16 protein-coding genes and 1 pseudogene are annotated in these 15110 nt (G+C 62.0%); 2 read left to right on the top strand and 15 right to left on the bottom strand.

What is annotated here, in order from left to right; all coding sequences use genetic code 11:
- Positions 1–15 precede the first annotated feature (15 nt).
- From AC0V7N_RS23205 to AC0V7N_RS23175, 7 genes and pseudogenes are all read right to left on the bottom strand, one after another.
- Positions 16–1429 (bottom strand): annotated as a pseudogene (locus tag AC0V7N_RS23205) (pyridoxal phosphate-dependent decarboxylase family protein).
- Between the two features lie 114 nt (positions 1430–1543).
- Positions 1544–2275: a proteasome-type protease gene (locus AC0V7N_RS23200; protein WP_475450677.1), complete on the bottom strand. Its 732-nt coding sequence runs from the start codon at positions 2273–2275 to the stop codon at positions 1544–1546.
- 31 nt (positions 2276–2306) lie between these two features.
- The gene (locus AC0V7N_RS23195) at positions 2307–3101 is read right to left on the bottom strand and encodes a transglutaminase family protein (protein ID WP_475450676.1); all 795 of its coding nucleotides are present in this window, start codon (positions 3099–3101) and stop codon (positions 2307–2309) included.
- 85 nt (positions 3102–3186) lie between these two features.
- A complete protein-coding gene (locus tag AC0V7N_RS23190; RefSeq protein ID WP_475450675.1) occupies positions 3187–4128 on the bottom strand; it encodes an alpha-E domain-containing protein in 942 nt (313 codons plus the stop codon).
- 21 nt (positions 4129–4149) lie between these two features.
- Complete coding sequence (locus tag AC0V7N_RS23185) at positions 4150–5562, bottom strand: circularly permuted type 2 ATP-grasp protein (protein ID WP_475450674.1); 1413 nt, start codon at positions 5560–5562, stop codon at positions 4150–4152.
- A gap of 171 nt (positions 5563–5733) precedes the next feature.
- On the bottom strand, positions 5734–5970 hold the full coding sequence (locus tag AC0V7N_RS23180; protein ID WP_010909609.1) for an Lrp/AsnC family transcriptional regulator: 237 nt from the start codon (positions 5968–5970) through the stop codon (positions 5734–5736).
- Positions 5971–6051: 81 nt separating this feature from the next.
- Positions 6052–6675: a DsbA family protein gene (locus AC0V7N_RS23175; protein ID WP_475450673.1), complete on the bottom strand. Its 624-nt coding sequence runs from the start codon at positions 6673–6675 to the stop codon at positions 6052–6054.
- 191 nt (positions 6676–6866) lie between these two features.
- On the opposite strand from AC0V7N_RS23175, the gene AC0V7N_RS23170 reads away from it, so the two are divergent.
- Complete coding sequence (locus tag AC0V7N_RS23170; RefSeq protein WP_475450672.1) at positions 6867–7280, top strand: DUF4864 domain-containing protein; 414 nt, start codon at positions 6867–6869, stop codon at positions 7278–7280.
- Positions 7281–7284: 4 nt separating this feature from the next.
- Here the strand turns inward: AC0V7N_RS23170 and tgt are convergent, their stop codons facing one another.
- The 7 genes from tgt to coaD form a co-directional block, all read right to left on the bottom strand.
- Positions 7285–8415 carry a tRNA guanosine(34) transglycosylase Tgt gene (gene tgt / locus AC0V7N_RS23165; protein ID WP_475450671.1) on the bottom strand — a complete coding sequence of 377 codons (1131 nt, stop codon included), beginning with the start codon at positions 8413–8415 and terminating at the stop codon, positions 7285–7287.
- Positions 8408–8677 carry a hypothetical protein gene (locus AC0V7N_RS23160; protein ID WP_475450670.1) on the bottom strand — a complete coding sequence of 90 codons (270 nt, stop codon included), beginning with the start codon at positions 8675–8677 and terminating at the stop codon, positions 8408–8410. The genes tgt and AC0V7N_RS23160 overlap by 8 nt, the downstream gene beginning before the upstream one ends.
- On the bottom strand, positions 8667–9755 hold the full coding sequence (gene queA, locus AC0V7N_RS23155) for a tRNA preQ1(34) S-adenosylmethionine ribosyltransferase-isomerase QueA (protein ID WP_475450669.1): 1089 nt from the start codon (positions 9753–9755) through the stop codon (positions 8667–8669). Before queA ends, AC0V7N_RS23160 begins: the two co-directional genes overlap by 11 nt.
- Entirely contained in the window at positions 9755–10204 is a 450-nt protein-coding gene (locus AC0V7N_RS23150) for a DMT family transporter (protein ID WP_464610388.1), read from the bottom strand. The genes queA and AC0V7N_RS23150 overlap by 1 nt, the downstream gene beginning before the upstream one ends.
- Before the next feature lie 12 nt (positions 10205–10216).
- Complete coding sequence (locus AC0V7N_RS23145; RefSeq protein ID WP_475450668.1) at positions 10217–10729, bottom strand: peptidylprolyl isomerase; 513 nt, start codon at positions 10727–10729, stop codon at positions 10217–10219.
- A 43-nt stretch (positions 10730–10772) separates the two neighbouring features.
- A complete protein-coding gene (locus tag AC0V7N_RS23140) occupies positions 10773–11267 on the bottom strand; it encodes a peptidylprolyl isomerase (protein WP_244277616.1) in 495 nt (164 codons plus the stop codon).
- Positions 11268–11378: 111 nt separating this feature from the next.
- Positions 11379–11879: a pantetheine-phosphate adenylyltransferase gene (gene coaD, locus AC0V7N_RS23135; protein ID WP_475450667.1), complete on the bottom strand. Its 501-nt coding sequence runs from the start codon at positions 11877–11879 to the stop codon at positions 11379–11381.
- A gap of 194 nt (positions 11880–12073) precedes the next feature.
- Between coaD and AC0V7N_RS23130 the strand changes: the two genes are divergently transcribed.
- On the top strand, positions 12074–12226 hold the full coding sequence (locus AC0V7N_RS23130) for a hypothetical protein (RefSeq protein ID WP_013895297.1): 153 nt from the start codon (positions 12074–12076) through the stop codon (positions 12224–12226).
- Between the two features lie 70 nt (positions 12227–12296).
- On the opposite strand, the gene gyrA is transcribed toward AC0V7N_RS23130, so the two are convergent.
- Complete coding sequence (gene gyrA / locus AC0V7N_RS23125; protein ID WP_475450666.1) at positions 12297–15101, bottom strand: DNA gyrase subunit A; 2805 nt, start codon at positions 15099–15101, stop codon at positions 12297–12299.
- Between the last annotated feature and the right edge of the window lie 9 nt (positions 15102–15110).

The raw sequence follows: 15110 nt of genomic DNA, 5'->3' as shown, positions 1-15110 counted from the left end.
TCGGGACAATCCCTGTCAGCTCCTCAGGGATCTTGCACAGTCGCAGATGACAGTGAAGGCGGTATCGACATCGGCGGCGGTCGCCTCGAACTGGCCGACCTGGAACCTTATCGCCACCTGCCCGTCGACCCTCGTCTGCGTCAGGTAGATGCGGCCATCATCATTGATCGCATTGACCAGCCGCAGATTGTGCTCGTCGGCATCGGCGTTTGAGCCCGCTCTGTGCCGGAACGAAAACAGCGACAGCATCGGCTCGCTGACGATCTCGAAATCGGGTTCCTTTGCCAGCCGCGCGGCAAGGCCTTCGCTCCACGCGACATGGTTGCGGATCATCGCCCGCAGGTTTTCCAGCCCGTGGGCGCGCAGCAGGAACCACAGTTTCAGGGCGCGGAAGCGCCGGCCGAGCGGCACCGACCATTCGGAATAGTTGATGATGCCGTCATGACCATGCGTCTTCAGATAGTCCGGCTTGATCGCCAACGTCCGGACATGGCTTTCGGGATCGCGCAGGAACTGGATCGAGCAGTCGAATTGCGCGCCGAGCCATTTGTGCGGATTGAAGACGATCGAATCTGCGCCTTCGACACCGGTCCAGAAATGCCGGTACTCCGGCAGATCATCGCCGACCCAGCCCAGGCCGCATCGACATGAAGGTAGAGCCCATGCCGCTTGGCGACCTCCGCAACCGCCGCAATGTCGTCCGTACCGCCCGTGCTGGTGCCGCCGACGCAAGCGATGATGCCTGCCGGCAGCAGGCCGGCTTGCCGGTCGGCCACGATGGCTGCTTCCAGGGCAGCGGTGTCCATGGCGCGAAAGCGGCCGCTGACGGGAATGCGCACCAGATTGTCCTCGCCGATGCCCGAGACCCAGATCGCCCGGTCGATCGACGTGTGCACCTGATCCGAGGAATAGATGCGCAGCCGCCCCTGCCCGGTCAGTCCCTTTTGTTGCCTTGCCAGTCCAGCGTCCGCTCGCGCATGGTCAGCACAGCATTGAGTGTCGCCGACGAGGCCGAATCCTGGATGACGCCGGAAAACCCTTCCGGCAGGCCGAGCGCCTGGCGCATCCAGTCGACGGTGCGTGTTTCGAGTTCGGTCGCCGCCGGCGAGGTCTGCCACAGCATGCATTGCGCAGCCATCGCGGAGACGAGGTACTCGGCCACCACGGAGACCGGCGCCGCGTTGGCCGGGAAATAAGCGAAGAAGCGCGGATGCTGCCAATGCGTCATCCCCGGCACGATCTTCTCCTCGAAGTCGGCGAAGATCCTGTCCATGGGTTCGGCGTCTTCGGGCGGCGACGCTTCTATGCTCCTGAATATGTCGCCTGGCTCGACCAGCGGCCGCACCGGCCGCTCGCGCAAAGTGCCGCGATAGTCGGCGCCCCAGTCGGCGGCGCGCTGCGACCATTGCCGGAACTCATCATTGTTCATCCTGTCCTCCCGACATGATCCATCACCGCCACCCGCTAGGGTTGGCCTTTAAAGAACCGATACTATTTAACATGTGAAATATACGCAACCGCCAGTGGCGAATGCTGCTGCACGCTAACCGGGAAAATCCGGCAGGCTGGCAAAGGCCGTCTTCAACGCGTTCGACCAGCCATCGGAGATCGTGCGGTAGTACTGGTCGTCCTGGCCAATCCGCTTCTTCAAACCGACCTTGAAAGTATCTTTTTCCAGGAACAGCAGGTCGAGCGGCAGGCCGACCGACAGGTTCGATTTCAGCGTCGAATCGAACGAGACCAGCAGCAGCTTCACCGTCTCGGCCAGACTCATGGTCCGTTCATAGGCGCGGATGATGATCGGCTTGCCGTATTTGGTCTCGCCGATCTGGAAGAACGGCGTGTCGTCGGTCGATTCGATGAAATTGCCTTCGGGATAGATCATGAACAGCCGCGGCGGACTGCCCTTGATCTGACCGCCCAGGATGAAGGAGGCATTGAAATAGGAATCGGCCTTCTCGCCGGCGGGTGACGCCTGTGCGATTACCTCTTTCACCGTATCGCCGACCAGCCGCACCGTCTGGTACATGGATGGCGTTTCGAGCAGCTTCTCGTGGCGGTCCGTCACCGTCTTGGTGCGTTCGTCGAGCAGGCTGACCACGGCTTGCGTCGTCGCCAGATTGCCCGCTGACATCAAGACGATGACGCGCTCGCCAGGCTGTTCCCAGACATGCATCTTCTTGAAGGTGGAGATCGAATCCATGCCGGCATTGGTGCGCGTGTCCGACATGAACACGAGCCCGCGATCGATCTTGAGCCCGACGCAATAGGTCATGGAATCTCTTCTGGCGCTAATCCTCGGCGGATTACTGCTCTACCGTGACGGTGACCGCAAGCTGTTCTTCCGCCTGTCCCAGTCGAATTCCCGACACCGGCGTGGCATCACGGTAGTCCCGGCCCGTTGCCACCTTTACGTAACGTTCGTCAGGAGAAATGCCGTTTGCCGCGTCGAAGGCAACCCAGCCCAGTCCATAAACATGTGCTTCGGCCCAGGCATGGCTTGCCGCCTGCTCTACCGTCGCATCCAGCATCAGATAGCCGCTGACGTAACGGGCTGGAAAGCCCATGCAGCGCGCCGCGGCGGCAAAGATGTGGGTGTGATCCTGGCAGACACCGGTTTTCAGCGCCAGGGCCTCCTCGGCCGGTGTCGTCGCATTGGTGGTGCCGGGCGTGTAGATGACACGCTCGCCGATCATGGCCATCAGCCTGTGAAGCCGTTCGATATCGGTTCCGTTGCCGACTGAACCGGCGAGTTCGCGTATCCCGCCGCCAATCGTCGTCAGCGGCGTTTCATGGCTGTAAAGCCATAATGGCGTAAAGCCCTGGTGCGGTCCGGAAACGCCCGCGGTGTCGCGTGTCACCACTTCACCAGCCGCTTCCACCGTGATGAAATCGCGTTCGCCCTCGACGCTCAACAGCCGTGTGTCGTTGCCGAAATGGTCAACAAAACGAACCTCTTCGCGTGCGCCTTCGATCGTCAGCGCCCAGGACAGGACGGTCTGCGTCGAGCCGCTGACCGGAAGCAGCCGCAGTCGCTGCAGCAGATACTGCACCGGCGCGTCGTAGCGATACTCGGTCCGGTGGGTGATCTTGAGCCGCATGTTTATTGTCCGTTTGTGAGCATGATCTCGCCCGAAAACCGGACCCCACTTTTCGCTGACGCGGTCCTTCGGTTCGGGATCATGCTCAATTGAACTGGTAATCTTGCGCGATCTCGTCGCCGAGCTTGGTGTTGTCGCGAATGAAGTTGGCCAGGAATTCGTGCAGCCCGGCGTCGAATATGTCCTTTATCGACCCCGCCCTCAGCATCGCCTGCGTTTTTTCCGCCGTTGCGTGGCAGGCATGACGCTCACCGTAATCGTCGCTGAGGAATTTCAGGTGCTCGGACAGGAAGCGGTAGCAGAAGGTCAGTGAACGCGGCATGCGGACATTGAGGATCAGGTAGTCCGCAATGTTGGTCGGCTTGTAGTCTGCATCATAGACCCAGCGGTAGGAGCGATGCGCCGACACCGAGCGCAGGATCGATTCCCACTGATAGTTGTCGAGTGTCGAACCGACCCAGGAGATCGACGGCAACAGCACGTAATATTTCACATCGAGGATGCGTGCCGTATTGTCGGCGCGCTCGACATAGGTGCCGAGCTGCGAGAAGTCGAATATCTCGTTGCGCAGCATGGTGCCGTAGAACGAGCCGCGGATCAGCGCCGTTTCGCGCTTGATCGCATCGAGCACGCTTGGCAGGTCGCGCTCATCGATCGGCCTGGCCAGCATCCGCTTCAACGACATCCAGGCTTCGTTGATGCTTTCCCAGGTCTCGCGCGTCAGCGCGGTGCGCACCATGCGGGCATTGTTGCGGGCCGTCTCGATCGACGACATCGTGCTCGACGGGTTCGAGGTGTCGCGCAAAAGGAAATCGGCGACATCGGCCGCCGTATAGTCCGAATACTTCTGCTTGAAGGCGACGTCGGAGCCGGCGCTGAGCAGCACTGAGTTCCACTCTTCCGAGGCACTTTGCGTTCGGGTCAGCGCCATGCGCAGTCCCGCGTCAACCAGGCGCGCCATGTTTTCAGCCCGCTCAATGTAACGGTTCATCCAGTACAGTCCGTTGGCGGTCCGGCCTAAAAGCATCCAAAACCCTTCACATGAAAATCAATCATCCAGCACCCAGGTATCCTTGGTGCCGCCGCCTTGCGAGGAATTCACCACCAGCGAGCCTTCCTTCAGCGCGACGCGCGTCAGGCCACCAGGCACGATCTGGATGCGGTCGGAGACCAGCACGTAGGGCCTGAGATCGACATGGCGCGGCGCCAGTCCCTTGTCGGTCAGGATCGGACAGGTCGACAGCGCCAGTGTCGGCTGGGCAATGTAATTGGAAGGTTTTGCCGCCAGCTTCTTTGCGAAATCCTGGCACTCCTTCTTCGTCGCCGCCGGTCCGACCAGCATGCCGTAGCCGCCGGAGCCATGCACTTCCTTGATCACCAGCTCGTGGATGTGCTCGAGCACGTATTTCAGGCTGTCCGGCTCCGAGCAGCGCCATGTCGGGATGTTGCCGAGGATCGCCTTGCGGCCGGTGTAGAATTCGACGATCTCGGGCATGTAGGAATAGATCGCCTTGTCGTCGGCGATACCGGTGCCCGGCGCATTGGCGATGGTGATGTTGCCGGCGCGGTAAACATCCATGATGCCCGGTATGCCAAGGGCCGAATCCGGCCTGAAGGTCAGCGGGTCGAGGAAAGAATCATCTACCCGGCGGTAAAGCACGTCGATCTGCTTGTAGCCCTCGGTCGTGCGCATCGCGACATGGCCGTCGACGACGCGCAGATCCTGGCCCTCGACCAGTTGCACGCCCATCTGGTCGGCAAGGAAGGCGTGCTCGAAATAGGCGGAATTGAAACTGCCGGGCGTCAGCACCGCAATCGTCGGCGCGCCCTTGGTGCTCTGCGGCCGCACCGCCGCCAGCGACTGGCGCAGCAGCTGCGGGTAGTTCTCGACCGGCCGCACCTTGATCTTCTGGAACAGCTCGGGGAACAGCTGCATCATCGTTTCGCGGTTCTCCAGCATGTAGGAGACACCGGATGGCGTGCGCGCATTGTCCTCCAGGACATAGAACTCGTCCTCGCTGATGCGCACGATATCGACGCCGATAATGTGGGTGTAAACGCCGGCCGGCGGGCGAACGCCGATCATTTCCGGCAAAAACGCCTCGTTCTTGGCGATCAATTCCCTGGGAACGCGGCCGGCGCGCAGGATTTCCTGGCGATGGTAGATATCGTCGAGAAAGGCGTTCAGCGCCTGCACGCGCTGCTCGATGCCTTGCGTCAGGCGCCGCCACTCATTGCCTGAAATGATGCGTGGGACGATATCGAACGGGATCAGCCGTTCGGACGCCTCCTGCTCGCCATAGACGGCGAAGGTGATGCCGGTCTTGCGGAAGACGCGTTCGGCGTCCTGCATCTTCTCGGTAAGCCTGGCTGGATCCTGCTCCTTCAGCCAGCGATCATAAGCCGAATACGGTCTTCTCAATCCGGAGACTTCCGGAAGCATTTCATCAAACGCTGCCAATCGCATACTCCCCTGTGACGCCATTTCACTGGCGTCGCCGGAGAAAATCAAGCGCAATCGGTGATTTGGGAGATCCGGACGATCAGTATGTTGCGCCTGCCTAAAATTGAGGCAGTCGAAATATGACCTTGATCAGGCTTTGCCTCGTGCCCGGGCAAGTGGGTTCAGCGGCTAGAAGGCGCGGAAGGTGACGACCGTGAAGGTGTCCTTGATTCCGGGGAGAATCTGTACCTTCTCGTTGACGAAATGGCCGACATCTTCCTCGTCATCGACATAGAATTTGGCGAGCAGGTCGTAATTGCCGGCGGTCGAGTAGATTTCCGAGGCGATCTCGGCGTCGGCAAGCGCGCTGGCAACCTCATAAGATTTGCCGAGCTCGCATTTGATCTGCACGAAAAACGCCTTCATGGCTTCGTCCCGCTAAACGTCCAAGTCCAAGCGGCCCTTCTGGCAGACTGGAGGCGGCCTTTCAAGCACTGGAATCCGCACTTAGCCGGCGCGGGCCCTGGCCACGGCCTCGCGCAGCTCCGCAACCGGCATGCCGCGCTTGAACAGCCTGCCGCCGATCACCAGCGCCGGCGTGCCCTGCAGCCTGAAGGCCGTTGCCTGGGCATCGTTGCGCGACAGAAGCGCATCGATCTCCGGCTGGCGGGCAGCAAGACCGGCGCGCGCACCGGCAACATCGACACCGATCGCACCGAGAATATCGTCGGTGCGATGCGCGGAAAGCCCACGTTCGTTGGCCATCAGCGCATCGACGGCGGCGGAATAATTTGGGCCGGCCGACAATGCCATCCGCGCCGCGTCTCGCGAGACGTCGCCGAAGATCGGCCAGTCCTTCATCACCAGCCGGATGCCATGATCCTCGGCCAGCAGCCTCTTCAATTCGACAAAGACGAGCTTGCACACCGGGCACTGGTAGTCGACGAATTCGGCGATGGTCACATCCCCCTGGGGATTGCCAAGTGCCGGTATCGCCGGATCGAAGGCCACTTCCGTGACCGTCGGCGCGATCCTTGCCCAGGCCGGCAGCGGTGCCAGAGCGGCAAGGCTGGCGGCACCTCTGAGCAAAAGGCGCCGGCTGACAGGCTGCGCGAACATCATTTGTCCCATGGGTTGCTCGCTCTCTCCCCCGGGTTCACGATGAGCGCCCCGCCTTAAAGGAAGCTTAAGCATAGGCATCCGCCTCGGCGAGACGAATATTCTCGGCCGCTGAAACCGTGGAGCGCCGTCACGCGTATGTTAGAATGTGTCCTGGAACAGTCTTTCCGGAGGCATCTTTCGAGGGACAGTGGAGACAGGTCATGCGCCGCGCCTTTTTCGCACTCGCGTTCGTCATGCTGGCATCCTCGGCGTTTGCCGGCGATGCCGAGGTCAAGGCCGGCCAGGCTGTCATCGACGGTCAGTTGAAGGCCCTCCTCGCCGATGACGGCGCCAGGGCCTACAGCTTCGCCGCCCCGAACGTGAAGCAGATTTTCCCGACCGTCGATGCCTTCATGAACATGGTGACCAATGGCTACCCGCCGGTGCGCAAGCCACAATCCTATGCCTTCGGCAAGGTCGAGCAGACGGGCCCGGGTTCTATTGTCCAGCAAGTGCTGATCGTCGGCCCCGACGGCAAGGATTATGAGGCGGTCTACACGCTGCAGCAGCAACCCGACGGCACATTCCAGATCACCGGCTGCAGCTTGCGAGCGTCGAACTCGCTCAGCACCTGAGGTTTTACAGGACGGGGATGTCGCCCCTCGCCCAGCCTTCGGTGATCTCAGCCCCACTCGCCTCGAAGGTCTGGGTCTCGATGGCAGCGCGAATGTCCTGCATAAGCTTTTGATAATACGAAAGATTGTTCCAGGTCAGCAGCATGGCGCCGAGCGCCTCTTGCGAGCGCACCAGGTGATGCAGATAAGCGCGCGAATAATCCCGCGTCGCGGGACAGTCGCTTTCCTCGTCCAGCGGGCGCGGATCATCGGCGTGGCGGGCGTTGCGCAGATTGACCTTGCCGCGCCTTGTGTAGGCAAGACCGTGCCGGCCGGCCCGCGTCGGCATCACGCAATCGAACATGTCGATGCCGCGCGCCACCGATTTCAGGATATCGTCGGGCGTGCCGACGCCCATGAGATAGCGCGGCTTGTTGTCAGGCAGTTCCGGGCAGGTGATCTCGAGCATTTCGAGCATCACCGCTTGCGGCTCACCGACGGCCAGCCCACCGACCGCATAGCCCTTCAGCTCCATCGCGCTCAGCGCCTGCGCCGAGCGTACCCTGAGCGCTGCATTGTCGCCGCCCTGCACGATGCCGAACATCGCCTTGCCCGGCTGGTCACCAAACGCCGTCTTGCAGCGCTCGGCCCAGCGCAGCGACAGCTCCATGGCGCGCTCGATCTCCTTCAGCTCGGCCGGCAAAGCCGTGCATTCGTCGAGCTGCATCTGGATGTCGGAATCGAGCAGCCCCTGGATCTCGATCGAGCGCTCCGGCGACATTTCGTAGGCGGCGCCGTCGATATGCGAGCGGAAGGTGACGCCCTTTTCGGTCAGTTTCCTCAGCTTCGACAGCGACATCACCTGAAAACCGCCGCTGTCGGTCAGGATGGGATGCGGCCAGCGGGCAAACTCATGCAGGCCACCGAGCCGCGCCACGCGCTCGGCGCCCGGGCGCAGCATCAGGTGGTAGGTGTTGCCCAGAATGATGTCAGCGCCGACACCGCGCACCTGGTCCATATACATGGCCTTGACGGTGCCGCCGGTGCCGACAGGCATGAAGGCGGGCGTACGGATTTCGCCGCGCGGCATGTCGATCACAGCGCGCCGCGCCTTGCCGTCGGTCGCCAGAACCTTGAAGCTGAACGGCTTAGCCATTGAATTCCTTGTCGTCGATCGGCGCGTCAGGCGCCTGTCTGTCGAGCGACTGGCGGTATTGCACGCAGCCGCGCATGAATTTGGACCATGGCGGCACGGCGATCGATGGCTCGGTCTTCTCCGGCAGCAGATCCCACAAATCGGGGTGATGCCAGCAGAGATCATGGCCTGATGTGTCGCGGTGTGCGCGAATGCCCGCACGCAGTTTTTTCACTTCCGCAATCAGGCTTTCACGGTCGAGGGTCTGCAGATCATCGTCCATCGCTCACCTCCGCTCGATAAAGCAGGCTTGCGTCTCCATAGGAGTAAAACCTGTAGCTGCTATCGATGGCATGCGCATAGGCCGCACGCATCGTATCGAGGCCGCTGAAGGCCGATACCAGCATGAACAGCGTCGAGCGCGGCAGATGGAAATTGGTCATCAGCATGTCGGCGGTGCGAAAGCGGTAGCCGGGCGTGATGAAGATGTCGGTCGGCCCGGACCACGCAGCCACTGTGCCATCCTCGCGCGCCGCACTCTCCAGCAGGCGCAATGACGTCGTGCCGACAGCAATGATGCGCCCGCCCCGCGCCTTGGCCGCGTTCAGCGCGTTGGCTGTTTCCTGGCTGACCGAACCGATCTCGGCATGCATCTTGTGGTCGGCGGTGTCGTCCGCCTTGACCGGCAGGAACGTGCCGGCGCCGACATGCAAGGTGACGAAGTGGCGTTCGACACCCTTGGCGTCGAGAGCCGCAAACAGCTCCGGCGTGAAATGCAGGCCTGCCGTGGGCGCGGCAACGGCGCCCTCCTCCCTTGCATAGATGGTCTGGTAGTCAGCCCGGTCGCGCTCGTCATCGTCGCGCTTCGAGGCGATGTAGGGCGGCAGCGGAATGTGGCCGACGGCGTGCAGCGCCTCGTCGAGGAACGGCCCCGACAGGTCGAATCCAAGCAGCGCTTCGCCGCCCTCGCCCTTCTCGATCACGGTGGCGTCGAGCTGGCCGAGGAAGCAGGAGTTGCCGTCATGGCCAAAGTGGATGCGGTCGCCAGCGGCGATGCGCTTGCCTGGTCGCATGAAGGCCAACCAGCGGTCCGGCGCCACGCGCATGTGCAGCGTCGCTTCGACCTGCGCCTGTGCTTCGCCGCGCCGCCGGATGCCTTTGAGCTGCGCCGGTATGACCTTGGTATCGTTGAAGACCAGCACGTCGCCGGCTTTGAGCAGGGATGGCAGGTCGCCAACCCTGCGGTCGTCGAGCGCCTCGCCTGACTTGACCACCAGCATCTTGGCGCTGTCGCGCGGCTCCGCCGGGCGAAGCGCGATGCGCTCCTCCGGCAGATCGAAGTCGAAGAGATCGACACGCATCAGTAGAGCCGGACGAGCAGCGCTCCGGCCAAGAGCAGCACCGCGCCGGCAATGCGGCCGAGCGAGATTTCGCGCACCGCGACGCCGAGGAAGCCGATGCGGTCGATGAGCATGCCGGCCAGAAGCTGGCCGGCCACCAGAAACGCCATCAGCGCGGCAGCGCCGATGCGCGGCGTGAGGATTGTGGAGAGGGTGACATAGAAGCCGCCGAGCATACCGCCGGCGACGAACAGCCAGGGCGCCGGCGCCTTCCAGTCAAGCGTAATGCCTTGCAGCTTCACCACCGTGACGGAGATGATGCCGAGCACGACAGCGCCAGACAGGAACGAAAACGCGGCTGCCGCGACCGGGAGTCCCAGGCCGCGCGCCAGCTGCGAATTGATCGGCGCCTGAATGGCAATGAAGGCGCCGGACAGAATGCCGAGAAGCGACCAGACGACGCCCATCATTGTCGTTCTACCTTACTTGACGTCAGCAGCGACCTTCAGCGACACGATCTTGTCGGGATCGACCACCGGCTCGCCGCGCTTGATCTTGTCGACATTGTCCATGCCTTCGATGACCTGGCCCCAGACCGTGTACTGGCGGTTCAGGAACGCTGCATCGTCGAAGCAGATGAAGAACTGCGAGTTGGCCGAGTTCGGGTTCTGCGAACGGGCCATCGAGCAAGTGCCGCGGCCGTGGTTGGCGTTGGAGAACTCCGCCTTCAGGTCAGGCTTTTCCGAGCCGCCCATGCCGGCACGTGACGGAGCAAAGGTCGGTTTGCTCGAATTGCCAAACTTCACGTCGCCGGTCTGCGCCATGAAGCCTTCGATGACGCGGTGGAAGACCACGCCGTCATAGGCGCCTTCCCTGGCCAGTTCCCTGATCCGGGCGACATGGCCGGGGGCCAAATCGGGGAACAGTTCGATGACCACCTTGCCCTTGGTCGTTTCCAGGATGAGCGCGTTCTCGCGGTCCTTGATCTCAGCCATGTCAGATTTCCTTTTTTCTCAAAAACAGAATTATTTGACAATTTTACTTGTCTGCGGCGATGCGCACTTTGATCATCCGGTCGGGGTCGGAGACCGTACCGTTGTCCGCCTCGTCGCCCTTCTTGATCTTATCCACCAGCTCCATGCCGCTGACGACATTGCCGACGATGGTGTACTGGCCATCGAGCGGCGGCGCCGGCGCGAACATGATGAAGAACTGCGAATTGGCGGAGTTCGGATCCTGCGAGCGGGCCATGCCGACCACGCCGCGCTTGTAATGCTCGGTCTGCGAGAATTCAGCCGGCAGGTCAGGCAGGTCGGAACCGCCGGTGCCGACGGCCTGGGCGTTAAAACCCTTCTTCATGTTGCCGAACTTGACGTCGCCGGTCTGCGCCATGAAACCGTCGATGACGCGGTGGAACGCGACATTGTCATAGGCATGGTCACGCACAAGTTTCTTGATCTGCGCGACATGCTTGGGCGCCAGATCGGGCCGCAGAGCGATGGTGACGTCACCGTCCTTCAACGTGATGATCATGGTGTTTTCCGGATCAGCGGCATAGGCAGAAACGGACGCGGTCGAAAAGACCGGCGAACACAACAAAGAACGAGGCGAGCCTTTTGAGCTGCATGAGGATTTTCTCCGGGCTTATTTCGCGAATTTGGCGGTGAGCGCGCCGGCAACAGCGGCCGGCACGAAGGGGCGGATGTCGCCTCCCATCGAAGCTATCTGGCGCACAAGTGTGGCGGTAATGGTGCGTACCGAAGGGCTGGCGGGCAGAAAAACCGTCTGCAGCTCGGGCGCCATGGTCTCGTTCATGCCGGCCATCTGCATTTCGTAATCGAGATCGGTGCCGTCGCGCAGGCCGCGGATCATGATCGAGGCGCCTTGTTTCCTGGCGGCATCGATCACCAGCCCATCGAAGGCAACAACCCTGATGCGGGCGCCATCGCGGCCGAATTCGGCTCTCGTGGCGGCTTCGATGAGGTGCACCCGCTCCTCGAAGGAGAACAGCGGCTTCTTGCCCGGATGAATGCCGATCGCGGCATAAACGATGTCGGCAACCGCAAGCGACGCCTTCAGCACATCGAGATGGCCGTTGGTCAGCGGGTCGAAGGAGCCGGCATAAAGGGCGGTGCGTTCAGTCATGGCAGGTGCTTCTAGCGAGCCTCTCTCGCAAAGGCAAATCCGATTGGCGCGAAGGCAGTGAACCTTTTCCCGCACATGAACGACAGATGAACACGCTGATCACGAAGCCTTCACGCAGCGTTCACTAGGTTGCCCCTTAATAAGATGAAACCAAAATCCCATCTATCCGTTGTAAGGCGCAGGAGAACACGCAAATGCTGATCTACATGCTCGCCACCGCAATGACCGTCGCCATGCTGATCGCCACCGTATTTGGGCTGCATCAGGAGGCACAACGCGTCCGCGTCAGGGCAACCACCAAGCGCTTCGAAGGCTTCGGCCCCCGCAAGCCATATCGTCACTACTAAAAGTCAGTTCAGACTTGCTGCCGCGCCGGCCAATGGGCCGGCGTTGCTATGTCAAAAGCTGACCCAGGACTTACTCGGCGCTGTCCGGACCAGCATCAGATGCCGGAGCAGACTCAGCGCCACCCTCGACGATCTCTTCGCTTTCCTCGTCAGCTTGCGGCTCCGAGATCCGCTCGACCGACACCACCTTCTCACCTTCAGCCGTGTTGAAGATGGTCACGCCCTTGGTGGCGCGGCTGGCGAAACGGATGCCGTTGACCGGCACCCGGATGACGGTGCCGCCGTCCGACACCAGCATGATCTGATCGTCATTGCCGACCGGGAAGGTCGCCACCAGCCGACCGATCTCCGCCACTTTCGACACATCGGTAGCGCGAATGCCCTTGCCGCCGCGGCCGGTCAGGCGGAAGTCATAGGACGATGACCGCTTGCCGTAGCCATACTCGGTCACTGTCAGCACGTACTTCTCATGTGCCTTGAGGAATTCGTAGCGTTCGTCGGAAAGCTCCGTCTCCTCGCCGACCTCTTCATTGGTCAGCGCGATTTCTTCTTCTTCGCCGGCAGCGATGCCGGCGGCAGCCCGCCGTTCGGCCGCGGCTCGCTTGAGATAGGCGGCACGTTCGGCCGGTGGCGCATCGACATTCTCGATCACCGACATCGAGATGATGCGGTCGGTCTCGGCCATGGTGATGCCGCGCACGCCGACCGAGTTGCGGCTCTGGAAGACGCGCACGTCGCCGACCGAGAAGCGGATGCACTGGCCGGAACTGGCGGTCAAAAGCACGTCGTCATTGTCGGTGCAGGTCTCGACGCCGAGGATCTCGTCGCCCTCCTCCTCCAGCTTCATGGCGATCTTGCCATTGCGGTTGACCTGGACGAAGTCGGACAGCTTGTTGCGGCGCACGGTGCCGCGCGTGGTGGCGAACATCACGTCGAGTTCGCCCCAGCTCGTCTCGTCCTCGGGCAGCGGCATGATGGTGGTGATGCGCTCGCCCTGCTCGAGCGGCAGCATGTTGATCAGCGCCTTGCCGCGTGACTGCGGGTTGCCGATCGGCAGCCGCCAGACCTTTTCCTTGTAGACGATGCCGCGCGAGGAGAAGAACAGCACCGGCGTGTGGGTGTTGGCCACGAACAGCCGGGTGACGAAATCCTCTTCCTTGGTCGACATGCCGGAGCGGCCCTTGCCGCCGCGGCGCTGCGCCCGGTAGAGCGACAGCGGCACGCGCTTGATGTAGCCGGAATGGCTCACCGTCACGACCATGTCCTCGCGCTGGATCAGGTCTTCGTCTTCCATGTCCGCGCCACCGTCGGTGAGCTCGGTGCGGCGTGGCGTGCCGAACTCGTCGCGCACGGCGGCGAGCTCGTCCTTGACGATCTGCTGGACGCGGGCGCGTGATGACAGGATGTCGAGGTAGTCCTTGATCTCATCGCCGATCGTGTTCAGCTCGTCGGCGATTTCGTCGCGGCCGAGCGCGGTCAGGCGCTGCAGGCGCAATTCGAGGATGGCGCGCGCCTGTTCCTCGGACAGGTTGTAGGTGCCGTCCTCGTTGATGCGGTGGCGCGGGTCGTCGATCAAAAGGATCAGCGATTCGACATCACCCGAGGGCCAGCGCCGCTCCATCAACTGCTCGCGCGCCGTCTGCGGATCCGGCGCGGTTCGGATCAGCTTGATGACCTCGTCGATATTGGCAACAGCGATGGCAAGGCCGACCAGCACATGGGCGCGGTCACGCGCCTTGCGCAGGAGGAACTTTGTCCGCCTTGTGATGACTTCTTCGCGGAAGGAGACGAACGCCTTCAGCATGTCGGTCAGGTTCATCACTTCCGGCTTGCCGCCGTTCAGCGCCACCATATTGGCGCCGAACGAGGTCTGCAGCGGCGTGAAGCGGTAAAGCTGGTTAAGGATGACGTCGGCGACGGCGTCGCGCTTCAGCTCGATGACGACGCGATAACCCTGACGATCGCTCTCGTCGCGGATGTCGGAAATCCCCTCGATGCGCTTGTCGCGCACCAGTTCGGCCATCTTCTCGATCATCGACGACTTGTTCACCTGGTAGGGAACCTCGGTGATGATGATCGATTCACGGTCATTGCCGCGCTGTTCGATGTTGACCTTGCCGCGCATGACGATGGAGCCACGGCCGGTCGAATAGGCGCTGTAGATGCCGGAGCGGCCAAGCACGATGCCGCCGGTCGGGAAATCGGGACCCGGAATGATCTCCATCAGCGCTGGCAGGTCGATCGCCGGATTGTCGATGATGGCTATGGCGCCGTTGCAGACTTCGCCGAGATTGTGCGGCGGGATGTTGGTGGCCATGCCGACGGCGATACCGCCGGAGCCATTGACCAGCAGATTGGGAAAGCGCGCCGGCAGAACCTTCGGTTCGGTGTCCGAGGCATCATAAGTGTCCTGGAAATCGACGGTGTCCTTGTCGATATCCTCCAGAAGCTCATGCGCGACCTTGGTCAGCCGCGATTCGGTGTAGCGCATCGCCGCCGGCGGATCGCCGTCGATCGAGCCGAAATTGCCCTGCCCGTCGATCAGCGGCACGCGCAACGACCAGTCCTGCGCCATGCGCACCAAGGCGTCATAAATCGAGGCATCGCCATGCGGATGGTATTTACCCATCACGTCGGCGACCGGACGCGCCGACTTCACATATTTGCGGTTCCAGTGGTAGCCGCTCTCATGCGCGGCATAGAGAATGCGGCGATGCACCGGCTTCAAGCCATCGCGCACATCGGGCAGCGCGCGGCTGACGATCACGCTCATGGCGTAAGAGAGATAGGAACTCTGCATCTCCTCGATGATGGAGATCGGCTCGATGCCGGTGGGGCCGCCGTCGGCGCCGCGCGGTGTCTTTTGGTCGGTCAAATTGGATCA

Source organism: Mesorhizobium kamtschaticum, assembly GCF_056174585.1.
Note: the sequence above shows the minus strand (reverse complement) of the source record. Positions and strands in the feature narration are given on the sequence as shown.

Excerpts from the sequence above, each read along its gene's own strand:
- AC0V7N_RS23145 (WP_475450668.1), bottom strand. The coding sequence starts at position 10,729 with ATGGCTGAGATCAAGGACCGCGAGAACGCGCTCATCCTGGAAACGACC.
- coaD (WP_475450667.1), bottom strand. The coding sequence starts at position 11,879 with ATGACTGAACGCACCGCCCTTTATGCCGGCTCCTTCGACCCGCTGACC.
- AC0V7N_RS23200 (WP_475450677.1), bottom strand. The coding sequence starts at position 2,275 with ATGACCTATTGCGTCGGGCTCAAGATCGATCGCGGGCTCGTGTTCATG.
- AC0V7N_RS23150 (WP_464610388.1), bottom strand. The coding sequence starts at position 10,204 with ATGATGGGCGTCGTCTGGTCGCTTCTCGGCATTCTGTCCGGCGCCTTC.
- AC0V7N_RS23180 (WP_010909609.1), bottom strand. The coding sequence starts at position 5,970 with ATGAAGGCGTTTTTCGTGCAGATCAAATGCGAGCTCGGCAAATCTTAT.
- AC0V7N_RS23140 (WP_244277616.1), bottom strand. The coding sequence starts at position 11,267 with ATGATCATCACGTTGAAGGACGGTGACGTCACCATCGCTCTGCGGCCC.
- AC0V7N_RS23160 (WP_475450670.1), bottom strand. The coding sequence starts at position 8,677 with ATGGACGATGATCTGCAGACCCTCGACCGTGAAAGCCTGATTGCGGAA.
- queA (WP_475450669.1), bottom strand. The coding sequence starts at position 9,755 with ATGCGTGTCGATCTCTTCGACTTCGATCTGCCGGAGGAGCGCATCGCG.
- AC0V7N_RS23190 (WP_475450675.1), bottom strand. The coding sequence starts at position 4,128 with ATGCTTTTAGGCCGGACCGCCAACGGACTGTACTGGATGAACCGTTAC.
- AC0V7N_RS23170 (WP_475450672.1), top strand. The coding sequence starts at position 6,867 with ATGCGCCGCGCCTTTTTCGCACTCGCGTTCGTCATGCTGGCATCCTCG.
- AC0V7N_RS23130 (WP_013895297.1), top strand. The coding sequence starts at position 12,074 with ATGCTGATCTACATGCTCGCCACCGCAATGACCGTCGCCATGCTGATC.
- tgt (WP_475450671.1), bottom strand. The coding sequence starts at position 8,415 with ATGGCTAAGCCGTTCAGCTTCAAGGTTCTGGCGACCGACGGCAAGGCG.
- AC0V7N_RS23195 (WP_475450676.1), bottom strand. The coding sequence starts at position 3,101 with ATGCGGCTCAAGATCACCCACCGGACCGAGTATCGCTACGACGCGCCG.
- AC0V7N_RS23175 (WP_475450673.1), bottom strand. The coding sequence starts at position 6,675 with ATGGGACAAATGATGTTCGCGCAGCCTGTCAGCCGGCGCCTTTTGCTC.